This window comes from uncultured Romboutsia sp., assembly GCF_958366745.1.
Classification (GTDB): Bacteria; Bacillota; Clostridia; order Peptostreptococcales; family Peptostreptococcaceae; genus Romboutsia; species Romboutsia timonensis.
In genome coordinates this window covers 1-5,367 of the sequence record NZ_CATXCO010000167.1, presented here as the reverse complement: position 1 = coordinate 5,367, position 5,367 = coordinate 1, and the positions used below count along the sequence as shown (strand labels likewise).

The 5,367-nt window shown below is 28.3% G+C and carries 6 protein-coding genes; all 6 read left to right on the top strand.

Annotated features, from left to right (window positions below; translation table 11 throughout):
- Positions 1 to 14: 14 nt before the first annotated feature.
- The 6 genes from Q5F54_RS10195 to galU all read left to right on the top strand — a co-directional run bounded on the left by Q5F54_RS10195 (position 15) and on the right by galU (position 5,255).
- Positions 15 to 245 carry a hypothetical protein gene (locus Q5F54_RS10195; protein ID WP_288564876.1) on the top strand — a complete coding sequence of 77 codons (231 nt, stop codon included), beginning with the start codon at positions 15 to 17 and terminating at the stop codon, positions 243 to 245.
- Between the two features lie 32 nt (positions 246 to 277).
- Positions 278 to 967 carry a cytidylyltransferase domain-containing protein gene (locus tag Q5F54_RS10190; protein ID WP_288247797.1) on the top strand — a complete coding sequence of 230 codons (690 nt, stop codon included), beginning with the start codon at positions 278 to 280 and terminating at the stop codon, positions 965 to 967.
- Between the two features lie 77 nt (positions 968 to 1,044).
- Positions 1,045 to 2,544, top strand: a complete 1,500-nt coding sequence (locus Q5F54_RS10185) for a sodium:solute symporter (RefSeq protein ID WP_302334363.1) — start codon at positions 1,045 to 1,047, stop codon at positions 2,542 to 2,544.
- Between the two features lie 65 nt (positions 2,545 to 2,609).
- Positions 2,610 to 2,867 (top strand): hypothetical protein, encoded by a 258-nt coding sequence (locus tag Q5F54_RS10180; protein WP_302334362.1) that lies wholly within the window; start codon positions 2,610 to 2,612, stop codon positions 2,865 to 2,867.
- The gene (gene murJ / locus Q5F54_RS10175) at positions 2,836 to 4,155 is read left to right on the top strand and encodes a murein biosynthesis integral membrane protein MurJ (protein ID WP_302334361.1); all 1,320 of its coding nucleotides are present in this window, start codon (positions 2,836 to 2,838) and stop codon (positions 4,153 to 4,155) included. The genes Q5F54_RS10180 and murJ overlap by 32 nt, the downstream gene beginning before the upstream one ends.
- 182 nt (positions 4,156 to 4,337) lie before the next feature.
- Positions 4,338 to 5,255: a UTP--glucose-1-phosphate uridylyltransferase GalU gene (gene galU, locus Q5F54_RS10170; RefSeq protein WP_302334360.1), complete on the top strand. Its 918-nt coding sequence runs from the start codon at positions 4,338 to 4,340 to the stop codon at positions 5,253 to 5,255.
- Positions 5,256 to 5,367: the final 112 nt, after the last annotated feature.

Here is a 5,367-nt window from a genome sequence, read left to right as displayed (position 1 = left end):
CATAAGTGTCTTTTTTGTTTATATATTTGTCTGATTTAATTATACAATTCAGGAATGAAAATATAACAACAATAATATCCGATTATTCACCTACTTTAATAAATGCATATTATTTAAGAAATGATATTGAACTGTTAAGTTATATGTATAGGTTATATGAAAAATATAGTGTTGATTTAGGATTAAATATAAGTATATTAGAGAAGTTATTCAATGAAGGCGTAATAAAAAGAATAGAAATATAAAGTTTTAGTTTAATGGATAAGAGGAGAGATTTATGCAAAAGAAAGTTTTAGCTATAATACCTGCAAGGTCAGGTAGTAAAGGAATAAAGGATAAAAATATAATAAATCTTAATGGAAAGCCTCTTATAGCATATTCTATAGAGGCTGGGCTTAAGTCTAAGTATATAGACAAAGTAGTAGTAACTACGGATGGAGAAGAAATAGCGAAAGTAGCTAGAGCATATGGAGCAGAAGTTCCCTTTATGAGACCAGACTACTTATCATCAGATACTGCTAAAACAATAGATGCAGTAATGCACTGTATAGAGGAAATGAAAAGATTAGGTGAAGAATATGACTACATAGTATTACTTCAGCCTACACAACCATTAAGACAATCATGGCATATAGATGAAGCTATAGAACTAATATTAGAAAAAGATGAAGAAGCACTAGTAAGTGTTTCAAAAGTAAAAGATCATCCAATACTTATGAGAACTATAGATTCAAATGGATATGCGATAAACTTATTAGAAGGGTCTAGTACAAAGAGAAGACAAGAATTCCCGGATTTCTATAAAGTAAATGGAGCAATATATATAAATAAAATCAATGAGAATTTAAATAATGATACTAGTTTAAATGATAATAAATTAGTATATGTAATGGATGAAAAATATGATGTAGATATAGATGAAATGCTAGATTTACAAATAGCTGAACTTGCAATAACAGCAATATAGATTGAATTATTTTTTATATATTACAATAAAGTCCTATGAAATTTTTTAGGGACTCTAAAAATTGAGAGGAGAAAGAGATGACAGGTTTTACCATGATAGATATGGTAATACTAATAGCTTATTTAGGATTAGTATTATTAGCAGGATTACATTTTTCTAAAAAAGATATGAAAGGAAAAGAATATTTTAAAGGTGATGGAACTATACCATGGTGGGTTACATCAGTTTCAATATTTGCGACACTATTAAGTCCAATATCTTTTTTATCTATAGCAGGTAATTCATATAATGGTACATGGTTATTGTGGTTTGCACAATTAGGAATATTTATAGCGGTACCACTTACTATAAAATTCTTCTTACCAATATACAGTAGATTAGGAATAGATACAGCATATCATTATCTAGAGCTTAGATATAATGATAAAGGATTAAGAGTTTTAGGGGCATTGATGTTTATTATATACCAAATAGGTCGTATGTCTATAATAATGTATTTACCATCAATGGTATTAGCTCAATTAACAGGAATTAACATTAACTTACTTATAATAGTTATGGGGGTAATAGCTATTATATATTCATATAGTGGTGGGTTAAAGTCAGTATTATGGACAGATTTTATACAAGGGATTGTATTAATATCTGGAGTAGTATTTACTTTAATATTTTTAGCATTTTCAATAGATGGAGGAATAGGAGAAATATTTATAACTTTATCTAAAGATAAATTTTTAGCTAGAAATGAAGTAATATTTGATCCAAATATATTAAATACTAGTGTATTTATAATAATGGTGGGAGCAGGTATAAATACATTTTCATCATATATATCAAGTCAAGATGTAGTTCAAAGATTTACTACAACAACAGATATAAAGCAATTAAAGAAAATGACTTATGGGAATGGTATCCTATCTATAGGAACAGCAACGGTATTATACTTATTAGGAACATCACTATTTGTATTTTATAACCAAAATCCAGATTTATTACAAACTGCACAACAAGATCAAATATTTGCATCTTATATAGTATATCAATTACCTGTAGGTGTATCAGGACTTGTATTTGCTGCCATATATGCAGCAGCACAGTCAACTTTATCAACTGGATTAAATTCAGTTGCTACTAGCTGGACACTAGATATACAAAGTGTAATAACAAAAGATATGTCTATGGAAAAACAGACTAAGATAGCTAAATTCATATCATTAGGTGTTGGAGTGGTAGCTATAGTAGTGTCCATAGTTATGGCAAATGGTGAAATAAAGTCGGCTTATGAATGGTTTAATAGTTTTATGGGATTAGTACTAGGTGTATTAGCGGGTATATTTGTGCTGGGGGTATTTAGTAAAAATGCTACTAATATAGGTGCTTATGTAGGATTTATAGTATCTGCTATACTTGTAATAAATCTAAAATATAATCATCCAGAAGTTACATCTTGGGCATATTCTATAATAACTATAGTTACATCTTTTATTGTTGGAAATATAGTTAGCTATTTATATATAAAGGTAAAGAATGTAAGCGTAAATAAAGAAGAAACTATTCATCCTAAAGACATTGCTTAGAGTTTTAATAAATTGTATAGAAACTTTTGTATAAGGAATTTTTTTTATAAACATAAGGAGATAATATGAGTAAAGTAGCAAAAGCAACAATTGGTCTTATGTTAGCAACTATAATAGCTAAAGTATTAGGCTTTGGTAGAGAATTAGTATTAGCCGCAGTATATGGAGCATCTATGTATAGTGATGCATACCTTACAGCTATGAATATACCAGTAGTACTATTCACTATTATAGGGACAACATTAGGTACAGTACTTATACCTATGTATTTTGAAGTAAATAATGATTTAGGTGAAAAAAAAAGCATTAAACTTTACAAATAATGTATTTAACATGGTAATAGCTATGTGTATAGTATTAGCAATGTTAGGTTTTATATTCACAGAAGAGTTAGTAAAAGTATTTGCTATGGGATTTGAAGGACAAACTCTTAAAGTATCTATTGATTTTACAAGAATAACTATAATAGGTATAGTGTTTACAGGATTAAGCTATGTAATGACTGCATATCTTCAAATTAAGAATAATTTTACTGTGCCAGGGCTTATAAGTGTACCTAAAAATATAATAATAATAATTTCTATAATACTTAGTGTTAAGTATAATCCATATATAATGATATGGGGAACTTTAATTGGAATAGCTACAGAATTTATATTCCAGCTACCGTTTGCAATAAAAAGTGGATATAAGTATCAACTATATATAAATATAAAGGATAAGTATATAAAAAAAATGTCTTGGTTAATAGGTCCTGTATTAATAGGAGTGGCTGTTAATCAAATAAATACTATGGTAGATAGAACTTTAGCTTCTACATTAGTAGAAGGAAGTATATCTGCTCTTAACTATGCAAATAAACTAAATGGATTTGTAATGGCGTTGTTTATAACATCTGTTGGTGCTGTTATATATCCAATGTTATCAAAATTATCAAGCGAAGATAATAAAGAAAAGTTTATAAGTTCAGTAGTACAAAGTATTAATAGTGTAATTTTATTAGTGATACCTATATCGATTGGAGCAATAGTGCTAGCTACTCCTATTGTAAAGTTATTATTCCAAAGAGGGGAGTTTGATGCTAGAGCAACAAGTATGACTGCTATAGCACTTATAATGTACTCAATAGGTATGGTTGCATTTGGACTTAGAGATATAATAGGAAAAGTATTTTATGCACTGAAAGATACTAAAACTCCTATGATAAATGGTGCTATAGCAATGATTATGAATATAGTACTTAATATAATATTAGTTAAATACCTACAATTAGCAGGGTTAGCTCTTGCTACTAGTATATCAGCTATTGTATGTATATTCTTATTATTTGGAAGTCTTAAGAAAAAGATTGGATATTTTGGACAAGATAAAATAATTAAGACTACTATTAAGTCTATTGTAGCAGCAGTTGTTATGGGCATTGTAACTTACTTTGTTTATAATATAGTAAGTAATTTACTAGGTTTAGGTTTTGCTAAGGAAGCTGTTTCTTTAGCTATATCTGTAGGAGTTGGAGCGATAACTTATGGAATATTAGTTGTAGTTTTAAAAGTAGATGAAATTAATGTTATAACTGACGTGATGAAGAAAAAGTTAAATAAGGTTGCATAGTTTTAATGAAAAATAAATAGTAAATGATTTAAATAAGAATATATATTGTATAAAGAATCATATAAAATATGTTTAAGATAAATTAAAATTAATTTAAATTACTGATGAGTTTGAATAATAAAAAAGTAAACTCTGTATGAAAATTATCAACTTACAGAGGGTTATTTGGAGGAACAAATATTATGAAAAAAACAGTAAGAAAAGCAATAATACCAGCAGCGGGACTAGGAACAAGATTCTTACCAGCAACAAAATCTCAACCAAAAGAAATGTTACCAATAGTTGACAAGCCAACACTTCAATATATAATAGAAGAAGCAATAGAATCGGGAATAGAAGAAATACTAATAGTAACAGGAAGAAGTAAGAAATCTATAGAAGATCATTTTGATAGAAGTGTAGAATTAGAACTTGAACTAGAGCAAAAGGGTAAGACTGAAATGCTTAAAATGGTTCAAGACATATCAAACATGGTAAACATACATTATATACGTCAAAAAGAACCAAAAGGACTTGGACATGCTATACATTGTGCAAAAAGTTTTATCGGAAATGAGCCTTTTGCAGTTTTACTTGGAGATGACATAGTAGATGCAGACACTCCTTGTCTAAAGCAACTTATAAATGCATACGATGAATACAAAACATCAGTACTTGGTGTTCAAAAAGTAGCTAAAGAAGACACTGACAAGTACGGAATACTTGATGTAAAACATATAGAAGATAGAGTATACAAAGTAAAAGACATGGTTGAAAAACCAAATGTTGAAGATTCTCCATCAAATATAGCAATATTAGGAAGATACATAATAACACCTGCTATATTTGATATACTTGAAAATCAAGAACCAGGTAAAGGTGGAGAAATACAATTAACTGATGCATTAAAAACTCTAGCTTCTCATGAAGCTATATATGCATATGACTTTGAAGGAAGAAGATACGATGTTGGTGATAAGTTAGGATTTTTAGAAGCTACAATAGACTTTGCTTTAAAAAGACCAGAACTTAGAGATGGACTTATTGAATTTTTAAAAAGCAAAGCTATTAAAGAAGAATCTAAAGTATCAAAAGAAAAAGTAGAAGTTACTAAAAAATAGTTATATTACTATTAAAATGATATATTTAAGAAAAAAATACAGGTTACTAAGTAATCTGTCAGAGCGTAGACAAAGTCTACGCTCTTTTATTTTTGTCAATACTCTTTATGAG